We start from the raw sequence: 17,513 nt of genomic DNA, 5'->3' as shown, positions 1-17,513 counted from the left end.
ACTTTCAGGGCATGATCATGGTGCCACTTGATGCTGTACGCCGTACTTTGTCCAAAGGCTTGCCAATTTCCCGTTCTCTTTCAGCTGGGCCAGCCACTGTTCCAGCTGCTGTACCGAGATCCCGGCGTCCGGGCTGAGCAGGGCGCGCAACTCATACTGCTGATCCCACCGGTTGGAGCGCAGCAGCTGGCTTGCCTGCTCGGGGTAATCCTTGTCGAACTGGTTGAGATAGGAGAGGTTGAGGATGGCCACCTCGCCGCGCCCCTTGAACAGCCCCTGCAGAGCGCTGATGTTGTCCTTGACCAGGGTGATATTGAAGCGCTGTTTCAGGGTGCTCGCGGTGGCGTCGAAATCGGCGATGCCGTAGTGATAGCCGCTGACCCCGATCAGCTGGCGCTGCGCCAGGTTGTCAAAGAAGGATTGATCCCGCCCCGGCGCCTTGAGAGCGACGTAGCGCTCGCCACCCAGCAGCAGCGGACGGGTGATGCGCACCTGATCGGCATTCCAGTCCCAGCGGATATCTTCGAACAGCATCAGCGAGAAGCGGCCGAGGGCCAGCGCCTTGTAGCGGTGGGGGGCCGAAGTGGGCACGAACACGAAGTGCACATCCTGCTGGATGTCGTTGAGCAGGGCGATGAGATCCAGGGTCAGCCCACGATAGTGGCCGCTGTCGTCCTTGACGACGAAGGGGGCATAGGGGTAGCCACCGACCCGGATCAGCGGGTGGCCCCATGCCGTACAGCAGAGCAGCAGCAACAACCAGCACCAGCGTTTCATGGGGTCTCCCAGCAGGCAGAGATGATCCCAGATTCGGTTAATCTGCGCTGGTTTTCAAGCTGTTAAGGGAATTAACGCAGCGCTGCTCGGCCGCTTCCAGCTCGGCCATCACCATCTGGATATCCTCCAGCTGCTGGCTCAGGGAGTGACGCTTGGCTTCGATGAGCTGGATCATGGAGTTGAGCTGGGTCTTGCTGGAGCGGTCGGTGTCATACATGTCGAACAGCTCGCGGATCTCCGCCAGGCTGAAGCCGAGGCGCTTGCCGCGCAGGGTCAGCTTGAGCCGGATCTTGTCTTTGTGGCTGTAGATGCGGGTCTGCCCCTCCCGGGTCGGGGTGATGAGCCCCTCGTCCTCGTAGTAACGGATGGTGCGCGGTGTGATATCGAACTCGTGGGCCAGCTCGGAGATGCTGTAGGTCACCTGCTTGCCGGCGAGCCCGTGGGCGAGGGTATTGGACATGGCTGGGCTCCTTATTGCGGGGATGGCTGGCACAGCCGGGTGCGCAGCCGCTCGGCATTGGCGTGCAGGGCCCGGCCGACCCGCGAGCCGTTGGGGCGACCGAGCTGCTCGCTGACCCACTGGCCGGTGGCGGCCAGCTGGTCGAGATCGACGCCGGTGCTCATGCCAAGGCCGTGCAGCAGGTAGACCACCTCCTCTGAGGCGACGTTGCCGGAGGCGCCGGGGGCATAGGGACAGCCGCCAAGCCCGGCCACCGAGCTGTCAATGGTGCGGATGCCGCGCTCCAGCGCCGGCAGCAGGTTGGCCAGCCCCTGGCCATAGGTGTCGTGAAAATGGACCGCGAGCCGGCCGGCCGGGATCTCGTGCAGCACCGCATCCAGCATGGGGGCCACCGTGCCCGGGGTGCCGACGCCGATGGTGTCGCCGAGCGATATCTCGTGGCAGCCCAGATCCAGCAGTCGCTCGGCCATGGCGGCGACCCGCTTGGGCCGGGTCGGGCCATCGAACGGGCAGGCGATGACGGTGGAGAGGTAGCCGCGCACCTTGATGCCGAGGCTGCGCGCCTCCTGCACCAGGGGGGCGAAGCGCACCAGCGACTCCTCCACGCTGATGCCGATATTGGCCCGGGTAAAACCGTCGGAGCAGGCGGTGAAGAGGCCTATCTCGTCGGCGCGGGCGGCAATGGCGGCCTGCAGACCCTGCAGATTGGGCACCAGGGCGCCATAGCGGGTCGGCCCCCTGCGCGGCAGGGCGTTGAACAGTGCGGCGGAATCCGCCATCTGCGGCACCTTCTTAGGCGACACGAAGGCGCCCACCTCGATGCGCTGCAGCCCGCTCTCGGCCAGGCGGGCGATGAGCTCCAGCCGCTGCACCAGCGAGAGGGTCGCGGCCTCATTTTGCAGGCCGTCCCGCGGCCCCATCTCCACCAGGCTGACCTTGTCGTCCCGGTTCTCCTGTGCTCGGCTCATGAGCGCTCCTCCTGCGCGGTATGCTGCTCGGCAAAGCGCACCAGCAGGGCGCCCTGACTCACCTGTTCTCCCTGGCGGCACTGCAGCGCCTCGATCACCCCATCCCGGTCGGCCTTGAGGACGTGCTCCATCTTCATCGCCTCCAGCACCAGTAGGGGTTGCCCCTTGCTGACCGGCTGGCCGGCCTCGACCTGCAATGCCACGACGATGCCGTGCATGGGGGCCAGGATGCCGGGGGCATCGCCTGCCTGGTGATCATGGTGCAGCTGATGATGTTGATCATCGGCCGAGAAGCGGATGCGCCTGCCCGCCAGGTGCAGCAGATAGTCGCCCTCGCCGAGGGTATGCAGCGGGTAGCGCTGCCAGCTGCCGGCCTGCTGCAGGCGGATCTGATCCGCCCCGAGCTCGAACGGGATCTGCTCGCCCTGCCAGAGCAGGCTGCCTGCACGCTCGGCGAGGGTCAGCACGCGGGCCTCCTCGCCGATGCGCACCGCTGCGCTAAAGCTGCGGGTGGGGCCCAGCCGAAAGCCTGCGGCCTGCTGCCAGGGGGAGGCGCCGTGCTCGCGACTGGCGAGCCAGAGCGCGGCGAGCGGCCAGGCGAGCGCCGGAACGGGCAGGGTATCGGTGGGAATGGGCCACTGGGTGTGGTGGCCCATGGCCAATACTTCTGGCTCTTCGCACAGGCGCAGCAAGAGCGGGCCGTTGTGCACCAAGGGGCCGAGTTCCAGCGTCGCCAGCGCGTCGGCCAGGCTGGCAAAGGCCTCGCTGCGGCTCGGTGCGTGGGCGATCAGCTTGGCGATCATGGGGTCGTAATAGGGGCTCACCGCATCGCCGGCGCCGACGCCGGTGTCGATACGCACACCATCCGGCCAGTGGAGCCAATTGATGGGGCCGCTGGCGGGCAGAAAACCGGTGGCCACGTCCTCGGCGTAGAGGCGCGCCTCCACCGCGTGGCCGTGCAGCACCACTTCCTCCTGGGTGAGCGGCAGCGGCTTGCCTTCGGCCACCGCCAGCTGCCAGGCCACCAGATCCTGGCCGGTGACGGCCTCGGTGACCGGGTGCTCCACCTGCAGCCGGGTGTTCATCTCCATGAAGAAGAACTCCTCCCCGCACTGCAGAAACTCGATGGTGCCGGCTCCCCGATATGTGATGGCCCGGGCGGCGGCGACGGCGGCTTCGCCCATGGCGCGGCGCAGCGCCGGTGCGATGTCGGGGGCAGGGGCCTCCTCGATCACCTTCTGGTGGCGGCGCTGCAACGAGCAGTCCCGGTCCCCCAGATAGATGGCGTTGCCAAGGGTATCGGCAAACACCTGCACCTCCACGTGGCGGGCGCGGGCGAGATAGCGCTCCAGCAGCACGTGGTCGTCACCGAATGCAGCGCTTGCCTCCCGCTTGACCGCCGCCAGGGCGTCGTCAAAGTCAGCGAGCTGATCGACCCGGCGCATTCCCTTGCCACCGCCGCCGCTGGCCGCCTTGATAAGGAGCGGGAAGCCCACCTGGCTCGCCTGATCGCGCAAAAAGTCTGGGTGCTGATCCGAGCCGTGATAACCGGGCAGCACCGGCACGCCGGCTGCCTGCATCAGCGCCTTGGCGCCAGACTTGTCGCCCATGGCGAGGATGGCGGCGCCGCTTGGCCCGATGAAGCGCACGCCCCGCTGCTCGCAGGCGGTGGCAAAGTCGCTGTTCTCGGACAGAAAACCGTAGCCCGGGTGGATGGCGTCGGCGTTGGCCTGCTGGGCGATGCGCAGCACCTTGCCGGTGTCGAGGTAGCTCTCCCGGGCGGGGGCCGGCCCCAGATGCCAGGCTTCGTCGGCTTCGCGCACATGCATGGCGCGGGCATCGGCGTCCGAGTAGAGGGCGATGGTGTGAATGCCGAGGCGCCTCGCGGTCTTGATGATGCGCACGGCAATTTCGCCGCGGTTGGCGATCAGCAGGCGCTTGATTGGAGTGTGATGGGTCATGCTGGCTCCCTGTCGTTCAAGGCGCACAAGTGCGAAGCGTGTTGATCCACACGCCAGTTATATTGAGCACAGTTGGCGATCAGTAGGCGCTTGATGGAGTGGTATTGAGTCATGCTTCGTCCTTGAAACGGGGGCGCCAGGCGGGGGGGCGTTTGTCGAAGAAGGCTTGCATCCCCTCCTGGGCTTCGAGACCGACCCGTACCCGGGCGATGGTCTCGACAGTTTTCTCTTCGTGCAGACTGGCGCTGTGGCTCTCGAGGGCAGCCAGCAGCCGCTTGGTCTCTTTCATCGCTTCCGGCCCGTTGCGGCACAGGCGCAGGGCCTGCGCGCGTCCTTCGGCTAACAGCTGATCCGGCGGGCAGCGCCGGTGCGCCACGTTGAGCCGGCAGGCGGTCACCGCATCGAACGGTTCGGCGCAGAGCATCAGGGCGCGGGCCTGGCGCATCCCCATGGCGCGCACCACGTAGGGGCTGATCACCGCGGGCACCAGCCCGAGGCTCACCTCGGAGAGGCAGAAGCGGGCGTCATCGGCGGCCAGCACCAGATCGCAGGCACAGATGAGGCCGAGCGCTCCGCCGTAGGCGGCGCCCTGCACCAGCGCCACCGTGGGGAAGGGGAGCTCGTCCAGGGTTTGCATCAGCCGGGCCAGCACCCGGGCGTCTTCCCGGTTGTGCTCGAAATCGGCGTGGGCCAGGTTGCGCATCCAGTTGAGATCGGCGCCGGCGCAGAAGTGTTTGCCTTCGGCCCGCAGCAGCAAGGCGTGGGGGCGATCGGCGAGGGCCTGGCCGTGGGTGTGGGCCAGCTCGTCGAAGCAGTCGAGCAGCCCCAGCATGAGGTCGGCGTCAAAGGCGTTGTGGCGGGCCGGGCGGTCGAGCACCAGCTCGGCCAGCGGGCCGTGTCGCTCCAGCCGAAAACCGGGCTGGAGAGCGTGACTGAGTGGATCGGACATGTGAACTCCTTACATCCGGAAGATGCCGTACTGTTCCGGGCCGGTCTCGGCCCCCTGACAGGCCGCCAGTGCCAACGCCAGCACGGTGCGACTCTGGGCCGGGTCGATGACGCCGTCATCCCACAGGCGAGCGCTGGCGTAGTAGGGGTGACCCTGACGCTCATACTGCTCGATCACCGGGGCGCGGATGGTGGTTGCCTCCTGCTCGCTCAATGGCTTGCCCTCAGCCGCCAGCTTGTCCCGGCGCACCTGCACCAGCACCCCGGCCGCCTGCTCGCCGCCCATGACGGAGATGCGGCTGTTGGGCCAGCTGAACAGAAAATCGGGGTCGTAGGCGCGCCCGCACATGCCGTAGTTGCCGGCACCAAAGCTGCCGCCGACTATCAGGGTGATCTTGGGCACCCGGCTGCAGGCCACGGCGGTGACCAGCTTGGCGCCGTGCTTGGCGATCCCTTCGCGCTCAGCTTGGCTTCCCACCATAAAGCCGGTGATGTTCTGTAAAAAGATCAGCGGGATGGCGCGCCGGTTGCAAAGCTGGATGAAGTGGGCCCCCTTCTGGGCGCTGTCGCTGTGCAGCACGCCATTGTTGGCGAGGATCCCCACCGGCATGCCGCAGATCCGGGCAAAGCCGGTCACCAGTGTGGTGCCGAACAGCGCCTTGAATTCATCAAAGTCCGAGCCATCTACCAGCCGGGCGATCAGCTCCCGGGCGTCATAGGGGCGCTTGAGGCTGGTGCCCACCAGACCGTAGAGATCCTCGAGGGGGTAGCAGGGGGGCTCATAGCCGGGGCTAGTCTCTACCGGCTCGTTGCCCAGGTGGGTCACCAGGGTGCGGGCGATGGCCAGGGCGTGGCCATCGTCGCGGGCCATGTGATCTGCCACCCCTGAGTGGGTGCAGTGCACTTCGGCGCCGCCCAGGGCTTCTGCGCTGATCTCCTCGCCGGTGGCGGCCTTGACCAGCGGCGGGCCCGCCAGAAAGATGGTGGCCTGCTCTCTGACCATGATCGACTCGTCCGCCATGGCGGGCACGTAGGCGCCGCCGGCAGTGCAGAGCCCCATCACCACCGCCAGCTGGGGGATGTTCTGGGCCGACATGCGGGCCTGGTTGTAGAAGATGCGGCCAAAATGATCCCGGTCGGGGAACACCTCGTCCTGCATCGGCAGGAAGGCACCGCCGGAATCCACCAGATAGAGGCAGGGAAGGCGCAGCCGCTCGGCGATGGCCTGGGCGCGCAGGTGCTTTTTCACCGTGAGCGGGTAGTAGGTGCCGCCCTTCACGGTGGCGTCATTCACCACCAGCATGCACAGGCGTCCAGAGACCCGACCGATGCCGGTGATGATGCCGGCGGCGGGCACCGGCTCGTCATAGACCTGCCAGCCGGCCAGCGCCGAGAGCTCGAGAAAGGGGGAGCCCGGGTCCAGCAGCTGGTTGATGCGCTCGCGGGGCAGCAGCTTGCCGCGAGCCTGATGGCGGGCGTTGTTGGCAGCGCCGCCGCCCAAGGCTATCTCTTCCAGGCAGGCATTGAGATCGTCGACCAGGGCCTGCATGGCGGCCCGATTGGCCTCATAGTCGGGACTGGCGGTGTCGAGGTGGGAGTGGAGCCTGCTCATGCATTATCCCCCATCAGCTCGCGGCCGATGAGCCAGCGGCGGATCTCCGAGGTGCCGGCGCCGATCTCGTAGAGCTTGGCGTCCCGCAGCAGGCGGCCGGTGGGGTATTCGTTGATGTAGCCGTTGCCGCCGAGCAGCTGGATGGCATCGAGCGCCATCTGGGTGGCGTTCTCGGCGGCAAACAAAATGGCGGCGGCGCAATCCTTGCGGCTGGTGAGGCCCTGATCGCAGGCGCTCGCCACCGAGTAGACCAGCGCCCGGCTGCTGGCGAGGCGGGTATACATGTCGGCAAGCTTGCCCTGCACCAGCTGGAACTCGCCGATGGGCTGGCCAAACTGCTTGCGCTCGCGCACATAGGGCAGCACCACATCCATGCAGGCCTGCATGATGCCAAGGGGACCGGCCGCCAGCACCACCCGCTCGTAATCCAGCCCGCTCATCAGCACCTTGACCCCGCCATGCAAGGGGCCCAGCAGGTTCTCCTGCGGCACCCGGCAGTTGTCAAACACCAGCTCGCAGGTACTGGAGCCGCGCATGCCGAGCTTGTCGAGTTTCTGGGCGGTGGAGAAACCAGGAGTCCCCGCCTCGACGATAAAGGCGGAAATCCCTTTGGGGCCGGCAGCGGCATCGGTCTTGGCATAGATGACGAAGGTGTCGGCATCCGGGCCGTTGGTGATCCACATCTTGTTGCCGTTCAGCACAAAGTGCTCCCCTTCGCGCACCGCGCTGAGGCGCATGCTGACCACATCGGAGCCTGCAGCCGGCTCGCTCATGGCCAGCGCCCCCACATGCTCGCCGCTTACCAGCGGGGGCAGGTAGCGCGCTTTCTGCTCCGCCGTGCCATGGCGATGGATCTGGTTGATGCAGAGGTTGGAGTGGGCGCCGTAGGAGAGGCCGACCGAGGCGCTGGCGCGGCTCACCTGCTCCATCACCAGCACGTGGGCCAGATAGCCGAGGTTCACCCCGTCATACTCCTCCGCCACCGTGATGCCGTGCAGACCCAGCTCACCCATGCGGGGCCAGAGATCGCGGGGGAAGACGTTGCTCTGATCGATGTCACCGGCCCGCGGTGCAATCACTTTCTGGCAGAAGGCCTCGACCTGCTCGGTCAGGGCGCACAGGGTCTCGTCCATCACTGCATGCATCCTTGCTCTCCTCATATGAAGGGGTGACAGCTTGGCGGCCCAAGCTGAAACAGGGGGCCAAACTGGTCAGTCCATTTGTGATTTAAGTTTACGTTAGCGTAAACGTAAATTGATTGTTAGTCTAAGGTAAATTTGTTGCGCCATGACGGCAAGGGCGATTGCTCGGTCGTGATGGCCCTAGTCACAGGAGTGCCCATGGTCCGTTCGCAAGCGGCCCATGATGTGCCAGCAAGGAGAGAGTGCCCATGAACAACCATCAGACCCGGTTCGGCGACATGCCGCTGCACATCGGCGGGGAGGCGTATCCTTCCGCGAGCGAGCAGTGGATCGAGGTGACCGATCCGGCGGATCAGAGCCTGCTGGCGCGGGTGCCGAAGGCCACCTCGGCGGAAATTGAACTGGCGGTGCGCACCGCCCACGACGCCTATCTGCTGTGGCGGGAGGTGCCGGCCTCCGAGCGAGCCCGGGTGATGTTCAACTACCAGCATCTCTTGAAGACGCATCACGACGAGCTGGCGGCTCTGCTGGCCCAGGAGACCGGCAAGAATCTGGCGGATGCCAAGGGGGATGTGTGGCGCGGTATCGAGGTGGTGGAGCAGGCTTGCGCCATCGCCAGCCAGACCCTGGGGGAGACCATGGGCAACGTGGCACGGCGGGTCGACGGTCACTCCTGGGTGCAGCCGCTCGGGGTCTGCCTTGGCATCACTCCTTTCAACTTTCCGGCCATGATCCCGCTCTGGATGTTCCCGCTGGCGGTGGCCTGCGGCAACGGCTTCGTGCTCAAGCCCTCCGAACAGGATCCGCTCACCCCCATGCGGCTGGCCGAGCTGTTTGCCGAGGCGGGAGCCCCCAAGGGCATTCTGTCGGTGGTGCACGGCGGCGCCGAGCAGGTGGATGCGCTGCTGGCCCATCCCGACATCAAGGCGGTCAGTTTCGTCGGCTCGGCCCGGGTTGGCGGTCACGTCTATCGCAGCGCCACTTCGCAGCTCAAGCGGGCCCAGTGCTTTGTTGGTGCCAAGAACCACATGGTGATCATGCCGGATGCCAACAAGGCGCAGGTGCTGAGCAATCTGGTGGGGGCCGGGGTCGGCGCTGCCGGTCAGCGCTGCATGGCCATCAGCGTGGCGGTGTTCGTGGGCAGTGCCCGGGAGTGGATCCCCGAGCTCGCCGCCGAGTTCGCCAAGGTGAAACCCGGCGTCTGGCACGATCCTGAAGCGGCCTACGGCCCCCTCATCAGCCCGGAAGCGAAAGTCAGGGTGGAGGGGCTCATCGAGGCGGGGATCGCCGAGGGGGCCGAGTGCCTGCTGGACGGCCGTTTTTGCGACGTGCCCGGCTACCCGGTGGGCAACTGGGTGGGGCCGACCCTGTTTCGCGGCGTGACCCCCGAAATGCGCATCTACCAGGAGGAGATCTTCGGGCCCGTGCTGGCCTGTCTCGAGGTGGCGAGCCTCGATGAGGCGCTCGCCCTCATCAACGACAACCCCTACGGCAACGGCACCTCCATCTTCACCGGTTGCGGCGCGGCTGCCCGCAAGTTTCGTCACGAGGTGGCGGTGGGCCAGGTGGGGATCAACGTGCCCATCCCGGTGCCGCTGCCGTTCTTCTCCTTCACCGGCTGGCGCGGCTCCTTCTACGGAGATCTGCACGCCTACGGCAAGCAGGCGGTGCGTTTTTACACCGAGACCAAGACGGTCACCGAACGCTGGTTCGACGAAGACATTCCCAGCGGTCCCAACATGACCATTCAGCTGCGCTGATGGCAGGTTGCCCGGGCGCACCCACTGACAGCAACGGATCGAACAAGTACAAGGAAGCGAACAAGATGGATTTTACGTTGACCCCGGATCAGCAGGCCTATGTGGAGGCCGCCAGCGCTTTTGCCGAGGAGGCGCTCAAGCCCCACGCCGCGCGCTGGGACAAGGAGCATGAATTTCCCATCCCTACCATCAAGCAGGCGGCGGCGCTTGGCTTTTGTGGCCTCTACACCCCGGAGCAGTATGGCGGCCTCGGCCTGCCGAGGCTCGATGCCAGCCTCATCTTCGAGCGCCTCGCCATGGGCTGCACCTCCACCACCGCCTATCTGACCATCCACAACATGGTGAGCTGGATGCTGGGCAGCTGGCTGCCTCCCGAGGTGGCCGAGGAGTGGGTGCCAAGGCTGGCCGGCGGCGAGCTGCTGGGCTCCTACTGCCTCACCGAGCCTGGCGCCGGATCCGATGCCGCGGCCCTCAAGACCCGCGCCGTGCGTGACGGCGAGGATTACCTTCTCGATGGCAGCAAGGTGTTCATCTCGGGTGCCGGCAGCACCGACGTGCTGGTGGTGATGGCCCGCACCGGTGGCGAGGGGGCGAAGGGGATCTCCGCCTTCATGGTACCGGCCGAGACGCCCGGCGTGAGTTACGGCAAGGCGGAGGAGAAGATGGGCTGGAACAGCCAGCCGACCCGGGAGGTGAGCTTCAGCGCCGTGCGCATTCCCGCCCGTTACCGGCTGGGGCAGGAGGGGGAAGGGTTCAAGTTCGCCATGCAGGCGCTCGATGGCGGGCGCATCAACATCGCCACCTGCTCGGTCGGCACTGCCCAGCAGGCCCTCGACGATGCCCTGGCCCATGTGCAGCAGCGCCAGCAATTTGGCCACCCGATCAGCGAATTCCAGAGCGTGCAGTTTCGCCTGGCCGACATGGCCACCGAGCTGGCGGCTGCCCGGCTGCTGGTGCGTCAGGCGGCCGCGAGACTCGATGCAGGCGCGCCGGACAAGAGCGCCTGGTGCGCCATGGCCAAGCGTTTTGCCACCGACGTGGGTCACCGCGTCTGCGACGACGCCCTGCAACTCTTTGGCGGCTATGGTTATATCCGCGAGTACCCGCTCGAGCGCTACCTGCGCGATACCCGGGTTCACCGCATTCTGGAAGGGACGAATGAAGTGATGCGGCTCATCATCGCCCGCCGCCTGCTGGCCGAGCCCGGGCTGGCGCTGGAGTAGCGAGGTGGGGCCGCCGTACCCGGCAGCCCGCCCTGACGACGGGGCTGGCGTGACTCGTCGTCAGGCTTTGTGAGCCAGCCGCAGGTCGGCTCCATTCAACCCTGTCATCATGGGGCAGGTTTTTTGACAAGGACAACGCAATGACAAGGATCAGGCTCGAATATCACGGTCACGTGGCCTACATCACCCTCGACCATCCTCCCGCCAACACCTGGACCCTCGCCAGCCTGCAGGCCTTCTTGCAGATGATGGTGGAGCTCGACAGCCGTCCCGACGTGGTGGCGCTGGTGATCCGCGGGGCCGGGGACAAGTTCTTCTGTGCCGGTGCCGATCTCAACATGTTTGCCGACGGCAACCTGGAGCACGCCCGCGAAGTGGCCGAGGCCTTTGGCCGCGCCTTCGAGGCGCTGGCCCGCTTTCACGGGGTCAGCATCGCCGCCATCAATGGCTACGCCATGGGGGGGGGCCTGGAGGTGGCGCTGGCCTGTGACATCCGCATCGCCGAGCAGCAGGCCAAGCTGGGCTTGCCGGAGGCCTCGGTGGGGCTCTTGCCCTGCGCCGGCGGCACCCAGCGCCTGACCGAACTGGTGGGGCCGGGCTGGGCCAAGCGGATGATCCTCTGCGGCGAGAAGGTGAGCGCCACCCTGGCCTACGAGATGGGGCTGGTGGAGGAGGTGGTGAAGGAGGGCCATGCCTGGGAGGCGGCGCACCAGATGGCCCAGCTGGTGGAGCGCCAGAGCCCGAGCGCCCTGCGCGCCTGCAAGCAGCTCATCAACCAGGGGCGCAGCGGCCATCGGGACGCGGCACTGCCGCTCGAGCGCAGCCTGTTTCTCACCCTGTTTGACGATGCCAACCAGCGCGAAGGGGTGGCCGCCTTCCTCGAGAAGCGAGCCCCGCGCTGGCACTACGACCAATCCAAGTCGGTGAAGAGTGAGGGAGTGAAGGATGAATGAGGTAATGATGGCGGCCCGCCATGTCGCAGGGGCTGATACCCGGTCTGCGGGGGCTCGCCATGAGTGAGCCTGTGCGCATCGAGACCCACCCCACGGCGGATGGCCGCCACATCGGCATACTGACCCTAGACAGCCCCGCCTCCCTCAACGCCCTGAGCCTTGAGATGATCCAGTTGTTGCAGGCGGCGCTGACCCGCTGGGAGCAGGATCCGGCCATCGTCTGCGTGCTGCTGCAGGGGGCCGGCGAGAAGGCGTTTTGCGCCGGTGGCGACATCCGCTCCTTCTACTACCGCAAACAGGAGGTGAGCGAGTCGGCACTGTTTGGCTATGCCCGCGACTTCTTCCTGCAGGAGTACCGGCTCGATCACCATATCCATCGCTACAGCAAGCCCCTCATCTGCGTGGCGGACGGCATCTGCATGGGCGGCGGCATCGGCCTCTTTGCCGGTGCCGGGTTCAGGGTGGTGACTGAAAAGAGCCTGTTCGCCATGCCGGAGGTGACCATCGGCCTCTACCCCGATGTGGGGGCCAGCTGGTTTTTGAGCCGCATGCCGGGGCGGCTCGGGCTCTGGCTCGGCCTCACCGGAGCCCGCTTCAACGGGGCGGACGCCATCGGCCTGGGTCTGGCGGATCACGCCATGGCGAGCCGCGAGCGGGTGGAGCTGCCGGCGCGCCTCGCCGCCCTCGACTGGTCTGACTCTGCCGATACTGGCGAGCAGATTGAGGGGCTGCTGGCCGGTTTGCAGCGATCCCTTGGCCAGACGCTGCCGGCTCCCGTGCTCTTGCCCCACCAGGAGCGCATCGATGCGCTGTTGGCCGGCCGCTCCCTGCAAGGGGTGTTGGCACGCCTCGCGGGCACCGAGCTGGACGAACCGGCGCTGGCCCTGGCGCGGGAGACCTGCCAGAGCGGCAGCCCCATCAGCCGCGCCATCCTCTGGCGTCAGTTCTGGCAGGCTCGGCGCCAGTCGCTGGCCGAGGTGTTTGCCGACGAGCTGGCCCTCTCGGTCAACTGCGTGCTCAAAGGGGATTTCGTGGAAGGGGTGCGGGCCCTGCTCATCGACAAGGACAAATCACCCCGCTGGCAGGCCCCGCAGGCGGGCGAGGCCTGGCTGGATGACTTCTATCGTTGGCCCGAGGGGAACAACCCCCTGCGTCCCTGCTGACGGGCGATCACACACAAGGAACAGACCATGACAAGGATTGGATTTATCGGGCTTGGCAACATGGGGGGCCCCATGGCCGCCAACCTGGCCAGGGCGGGGCACACGGTACAGGTGTTTGATCTGGTGGCCGAGAGCCTGACCCGCGCCATCGAGGCCGGCTGCATCGCCGCCGGCGATGCCCGCGAGGCGGTGAGCGGCTGCGAGCTGGTGATCAGCATGCTGCCAGCGGGCGAGCATGTGCGTAGCCTCTGGCTGGGTGAGAGTGCCGGTGAGCGGGGCGGGCAGGATCTGCTGGCAGCCCTGCCGCTCGGCGCCCTGGTCATCGACTGCTCCACCATCGACGTGGCCTCGGCCCGTCAGGTGGGGGCGGCGGCGCAGGCGCGCGGCATCCGTTTTCTCGATGCCCCCGTCTCGGGGGGCGTGGCCGGCGCGGCAGCGGGCACGCTCACCTTCATCGTCGGCGGCGAACAAGTGGATTTTGAGGCGGCCAAACCCGTGCTGGCCTGCATGGGGCAGAACCTGTTTCACGCCGGGGCGCTCGGCGCCGGCCAGATCGCCAAGATGTGCAACAACATGCTGCTCGCCATCCACATGGCGGGCACTGCCGAGGCGCTGGCGCTCGGGGTCAAGGAGGGGCTGGATCCGGGGGTGCTCTCCACCATCATGGGCAAGAGTTCGGGCAACAACTGGAGTCTCGAGCGCTACAACCCCTGGCCCGGGGTGATGGAAAACGTACCGGCGTCGCGCAACTATCAGGGGGGCTTCATGACCCGGCTGATGGTCAAAGACCTAGGATTGGCCATGGCCCTGGCCGAGCATGCCCACAGCGCCGTGCCCATGGGGGCGCTGGCGCGCAACCTCTTCAACCTGCACGCCACCAAGGGGCAGGGGGCACGGGATTTTTCCAGCATCGTCGAACTCTATCTGGACAAAACAGCGCCGGGTTAAGGGCCGCTATCTACCTTTTTACCCGATAGTCTTTGACTCGACAGTCACCGGCCATCTCACCAGGAGCATTTATGGATATCACACAGAAAGTCATCGCCATCACGGGGGCGGGCAGGGGGCTGGGCCGCGCCATCGCCCTGAGTCTGGCGGAGCAGGGGGCGCAACTTGCGCTCATCGACGTCAACCGCACCGATCTGGAGGTGACCGAGGCGGAAGTGCGCAGCCGTGACGGCCAGTGCGCCCTGTTCGTCTGCAACGTGGCGAGCGAGCCGGAGGTCGAGGCGACCTTCGCCGCCATCAAGGGGCAGTTTGGTGCCCTGCACGGCCTCATCAACTGCGCCGGCATTCTGCGCGACGGCATGCTGATCAAGGTGAAGGAGGGGGCGCTGACGGAGAAGATGAGCCTGGCCCAGTGGCAGAGCGTCATCGACGTCAACCTCACCGGCTCCTTCCTGTGCGGGCGCGAGGGGGCGGCGCTGATGGCCACCGGCGGGGAGGGGGGCGTCATCATCAACATCTCCTCCATCGCCCGCGCCGGCAACATCGGCCAGAGCAACTATGCCGCCAGCAAGGCGGGGGTGGCCTCGCTGGTGGTCACCTGGGGGAAGGAGCTGGCTCGCCACGGCATCCGGGTGATGGGTATTGCTCCCGGGGTGTTTGCCACCGACATGACGGCGGCGATGAAGCCGGAGGCGATGGCCCGCATGCAGCAGGCCATCCCGGTGGGCACCCTCGGGCAGGCGGCGCAGCTGGCCCAGACGGTGCATTTTATTCTCGCCAATGACTATCTGTCGGGGCGGATGATCGAGCTGGACGGCGGCTTGCGCCTCTGAATATCGGCGCTCTTTTGCAGATGCCCCTGGCCCTCGGCGCAGGGGCATTTTTATTGAAACGTTTGTCAGCAACCGGGTTTGTCGACCTCGGCCGCAAGCTGCATTCTCATGCAGGTCTGATCCGTAAAAACGGGGCTCAGGTCATGGAAAAATGTGAAATATCAACGGGTCTTTCTTAATTTGAACCAGCTCACAGGCCCCCGGGGTCAGTGCTGTAAAATTGCGCGCGGTCAAGACGGTGCATGATTGACGGTACGAGGGATTGCGGTCGGAATAGTCATGCAATATAGTTGCCGCCTTTTTCACGGGGTACGGATTTCTAGCCCCTCCCATATTGCGCGCAGTATGAATACGGACGCTCTGCCGCCGCCTAATTAAACAGGATTGAGATGGACAAGAAACTGGGGCTTGGTGCCCTCATCTCGCTGGTGATCGGCTCCATGGTCGGTGCCGGAGTCTTCAGTCTGCCGCAAAACATTGCCGCTCATGCCAGTGCCGGGGCCGTCGCGCTGGGATGGGCCATCACCGGTATCGGCATGATCTGCCTCGCACTGGTGTATCAGAACCTCTCCATGCGTCGCCCGGATCTCGATGGCGGCATCTTCAGCTATGCCAAGGCCGGTTTCGGCGATTTCATCGGCTTCAACGCCGCCTGGGGCTACTGGCTCTGTCAGTTGCTGGCCAACGTCTCCTACGCCATCGTGGTGTTCAGTGCGCTGAGCTACTTCTTCGACACGCCTGATAAGGTCATCTTCGGTGACGGCAACACGCCGGTGGCAATCACCTTGGCGTCCATCCTGATCTGGTCGGTGCACGCCCTGGTGCTGCGCGGCATTCAGGTGGCGGCGCTGGTGAACATCGTCACCACCATCGCCAAGATGGTGCCGCTCATCGTGTTCTGCGTGGCCATCCTGCTCGCCTTCAACATGGAGACCTTCACCCTGGATATCTGGGGTCAGGGCACCCCTGAACTGGGTTCGGTGATGGATCAGGTCAAGTCCACCATGAAGGTGACGCTCTGGGTCTTCATCGGCATCGAGGGGGCCGTGGTAGTCTCCGCCCGTGCCCGTCATCGCAAGGATGTAGGCCGTGCCACCGTGCTGGCGCTGCTGGGTGCCCTGGCGCTCTACGTGATGGTGACCCTGTTCTCGCTGGGGGTCATGAACCAGCCGCAACTGGCGGCCCTCAAGAATCCCTCCACCGCCATGATCCTGGAGGCCGTGGTTGGCCCCTGGGGCGCCTGGCTCATCAACATCGGCCTGGTGATCTCGGTGATGGGTGCCCTGCTGAGCTGGACCGTGCTGGCGGCGGAAGTGCCCTACATCGCGGGCAAGACCGGCGTGTTCCCCGGCTGGTTTGCCAAGGAGAACAAGAACGGCTCGCCGCAGGTGTCGCTCTGGTGCTCCACCTGCCTGGTGCAGACCTTCCTCATCATCATCTACTTCCAGAGCAGCACCTATCTGGCGCTGGTCAACATCGCCACCTCGGCGGCGCTGGTGCCCTACGTCTTCTCCGGTGCCTACGGGCTGAAGCTGGCGCTGAAAGGGGAGACCTACGCAGGCCAGCCCCATCAGCGCAAGCGCGACCTGCTCCTGGCGCTGGTGGCCACCGGCTACGGCTGCTGGCTGGTCTATGCCGCCGGGGTCGAGTACCTGCTGCTGGTGGCGCTGCTCTACAGCCCCGGCATCTTCATCTACTGGAAGGCGCGCCAGCACCACGGGCTGCGCGGCCTCAACCGGCTGGAGCAGGGGATGACGGCGGCCCTGCTCGGTTGCGCGGTGCTGGCCTTCTACAAGGTGATGGACGGTACCATTCCCTTGAGTTAACCGGCACAATAAAGAGATGGCCCAAGGGCCATCTCTTTTTTTATGTGCAGCGCACTCTTTGCTCGCTGCACCGCCTCGGAAGGAATTTTTATGCTGTTTATGGGTTATCTGCTGCTGGGGGCGTTCGCCGGCATGCTGGCGGGATTGTTCGGCATCGGCGGCGGTCTCATCATAGTGCCCGTGCTGGTGCTGAGCTTTCACGCCCAGGGCGTTGCGCCCGACATCATTACCCATCTGGCACTAGGTACCTCGCTGCCCACCATGATCTTCACCGGCTTCAGCTCGCTGCGTGCCCACCAGGAGGCCGGTGCGGTCGACTGGGTGATGATCCGCCGGCTCGGCGCCGGCATGCTGGTCGGGGCCTGGCTCGGCGGCATGACCGCCAACCTGCTCAGCGCCAGCACCCTCAACATCATCATCGGCTGCTTCGCCTGGACCATGGCGTTGCAGATGGGGCTCAACCTCAAGCCCAAGGCGGAGCGTCATCTGCCGGGGGCGCTCGGCACCGGCATCGCTGGCACCGTGATTGGCTGGATGTCGGCCTTGTTCGGTATCGGTGGCGGCTCGTTGACCGTGCCTTATCTGAGCTGGAACAGCGTGCCGATGCGCAACGCCGTGGCGGCCTCCGCCGCCTGCAGCATGCCCATCGCCCTGGCGGGCAGCCTCAGCTACCTCTACGTCGGCTGGAACAATCCAGACCTGCCAGAGTGGAGCCTGGGGTTCATCTACCTACCGGCGCTGCTCGGCATCGTGCTCACCAGTACCCAGTTTGCCCGGGTCGGCGCCAAGCTGGCGCACCGGCTCTCTCCCCAGCGGCTCAAGCAGGCGTTCGCCCTGCTGATGCTGCTGGTGGGTGCCAAATTCATGCTGTTTAGCTGAACCCTTGGCCAGATTGTTGAAAAATAAGGCGAACAGCACGAGCGAGGGCAGAAAGCCGTT

At 65.8% G+C, this 17,513-nt stretch carries 15 protein-coding genes; 8 read left to right on the top strand and 7 right to left on the bottom strand.

Annotated elements, in window-relative coordinates; all coding sequences use genetic code 11:
* Window positions 1-15: 15 nt before the first annotated feature.
* The 7 genes from OKC29_RS03380 to OKC29_RS03350 form a co-directional block, all read right to left on the bottom strand.
* Window positions 16-777 (bottom strand): substrate-binding periplasmic protein, encoded by a 762-nt coding sequence (locus tag OKC29_RS03380; RefSeq protein WP_073350510.1) that lies wholly within the window; start codon window positions 775-777, stop codon window positions 16-18.
* Between the two features lie 37 nt (window positions 778-814).
* On the bottom strand, window positions 815-1,237 hold the full coding sequence (locus tag OKC29_RS03375) for a MerR family transcriptional regulator (RefSeq protein ID WP_041217579.1): 423 nt from the start codon (window positions 1,235-1,237) through the stop codon (window positions 815-817).
* Between the two features lie 11 nt (window positions 1,238-1,248).
* Window positions 1,249-2,205 (bottom strand): hydroxymethylglutaryl-CoA lyase, encoded by a 957-nt coding sequence (locus OKC29_RS03370; RefSeq protein ID WP_073350508.1) that lies wholly within the window; start codon window positions 2,203-2,205, stop codon window positions 1,249-1,251.
* Window positions 2,202-4,166 (bottom strand): acetyl/propionyl/methylcrotonyl-CoA carboxylase subunit alpha, encoded by a 1,965-nt coding sequence (locus OKC29_RS03365; protein ID WP_073350506.1) that lies wholly within the window; start codon window positions 4,164-4,166, stop codon window positions 2,202-2,204. The genes OKC29_RS03370 and OKC29_RS03365 overlap by 4 nt, the downstream gene beginning before the upstream one ends.
* A 109-nt stretch (window positions 4,167-4,275) precedes the next feature.
* Entirely contained in the window at window positions 4,276-5,115 is an 840-nt protein-coding gene (locus OKC29_RS03360; protein ID WP_073350505.1) for an enoyl-CoA hydratase-related protein, read from the bottom strand.
* Between the two features lie 9 nt (window positions 5,116-5,124).
* A complete protein-coding gene (locus OKC29_RS03355) occupies window positions 5,125-6,726 on the bottom strand; it encodes a carboxyl transferase domain-containing protein (protein ID WP_073350503.1) in 1,602 nt (533 codons plus the stop codon).
* Complete coding sequence (locus tag OKC29_RS03350; protein WP_073350502.1) at window positions 6,723-7,871, bottom strand: isovaleryl-CoA dehydrogenase; 1,149 nt, start codon at window positions 7,869-7,871, stop codon at window positions 6,723-6,725. The genes OKC29_RS03355 and OKC29_RS03350 overlap by 4 nt, the downstream gene beginning before the upstream one ends.
* 245 nt (window positions 7,872-8,116) lie before the next feature.
* Between OKC29_RS03350 and OKC29_RS03345 the strand changes: the two genes are divergently transcribed.
* The 8 genes from OKC29_RS03345 to OKC29_RS03310 all read left to right on the top strand — a co-directional run bounded on the left by OKC29_RS03345 (window position 8,117) and on the right by OKC29_RS03310 (window position 17,453).
* Window positions 8,117-9,628, top strand: coding sequence for a CoA-acylating methylmalonate-semialdehyde dehydrogenase (locus tag OKC29_RS03345; RefSeq protein ID WP_073350500.1), 1,512 nt, complete (start codon window positions 8,117-8,119; stop codon window positions 9,626-9,628).
* A gap of 65 nt (window positions 9,629-9,693) precedes the next feature.
* Window positions 9,694-10,851 (top strand): acyl-CoA dehydrogenase family protein, encoded by a 1,158-nt coding sequence (locus tag OKC29_RS03340; protein WP_039214368.1) that lies wholly within the window; start codon window positions 9,694-9,696, stop codon window positions 10,849-10,851.
* Window positions 10,852-10,991: 140 nt separating this feature from the next.
* The gene (locus OKC29_RS03335) at window positions 10,992-11,804 is read left to right on the top strand and encodes an enoyl-CoA hydratase (RefSeq protein ID WP_041218640.1); all 813 of its coding nucleotides are present in this window, start codon (window positions 10,992-10,994) and stop codon (window positions 11,802-11,804) included.
* A 59-nt stretch (window positions 11,805-11,863) separates the two neighbouring features.
* On the top strand, window positions 11,864-12,967 hold the full coding sequence (locus tag OKC29_RS03330) for an enoyl-CoA hydratase/isomerase family protein (RefSeq protein ID WP_073352467.1): 1,104 nt from the start codon (window positions 11,864-11,866) through the stop codon (window positions 12,965-12,967).
* Between the two features lie 27 nt (window positions 12,968-12,994).
* Window positions 12,995-13,915 (top strand): 3-hydroxyisobutyrate dehydrogenase, encoded by a 921-nt coding sequence (gene mmsB / locus OKC29_RS03325; protein WP_073350497.1) that lies wholly within the window; start codon window positions 12,995-12,997, stop codon window positions 13,913-13,915.
* A 71-nt stretch (window positions 13,916-13,986) separates the two neighbouring features.
* Complete coding sequence (locus tag OKC29_RS03320; RefSeq protein WP_039214371.1) at window positions 13,987-14,748, top strand: SDR family oxidoreductase; 762 nt, start codon at window positions 13,987-13,989, stop codon at window positions 14,746-14,748.
* 389 nt (window positions 14,749-15,137) lie between these two features.
* Window positions 15,138-16,574: an arginine-ornithine antiporter gene (gene arcD, locus OKC29_RS03315; RefSeq protein ID WP_039214372.1), complete on the top strand. Its 1,437-nt coding sequence runs from the start codon at window positions 15,138-15,140 to the stop codon at window positions 16,572-16,574.
* A gap of 90 nt (window positions 16,575-16,664) precedes the next feature.
* Window positions 16,665-17,453, top strand: a complete 789-nt coding sequence (locus tag OKC29_RS03310) for a sulfite exporter TauE/SafE family protein (RefSeq protein WP_073350496.1) — start codon at window positions 16,665-16,667, stop codon at window positions 17,451-17,453.
* Window positions 17,454-17,513: the final 60 nt, after the last annotated feature.

The sequence above is a fragment of the Aeromonas sp. QDB34 genome (assembly GCF_027705405.1).
In the GTDB taxonomy this organism is placed as follows: domain Bacteria; phylum Pseudomonadota; class Gammaproteobacteria; order Enterobacterales; family Aeromonadaceae; genus Aeromonas; species Aeromonas hydrophila.
Note: the sequence above shows the minus strand (reverse complement) of the source record. Positions and strands in the feature narration are given on the sequence as shown.